The organism is Candidatus Glassbacteria bacterium, from assembly GCA_019456185.1.
GTDB lineage: Bacteria > Gemmatimonadota > Glassbacteria > GWA2-58-10 > GWA2-58-10 > JAJRTS01.
Map to the genome: position 1 here is coordinate 1 of VRUH01000185.1, position 276 is coordinate 276.

The 276-nt window shown below is 63.4% G+C and carries 1 pseudogene (only partly in view); it reads right to left on the bottom strand.

The features are described from left to right. Window positions 1-246 precede the first annotated feature (246 nt). A pseudogene (locus FVQ81_18775) lies at window positions 247-276 on the bottom strand (OmpA family protein) (it continues 411 nt past the right edge of the window).

Genomic DNA, 276 nt, shown 5'->3' on the forward strand with positions numbered 1-276 from the left:
GGCTCCGGCGAGGGGAGGTCCGGGTTTACAAAACCAGGGGTGGGGGGCACCCCTGGCGGAATCACCGGTGCCGACGCCTCCGGAAACGTCGGTTCGGTCAATTCTTGCGACTGCGCGAGGCGCCACCCAGGTTCCGGCTGGAATTCGATCATTACACGTCGGTTGCGAGGATTGGCCCGTTGTGTCCGCACCTTCAGCGTCGCTTCACCCGCGCTTTCCTTTGAGATCGCTGCCTCGGGCATAGGGCTATTCTTGTCGTGGACGAGTGCTTCGCGC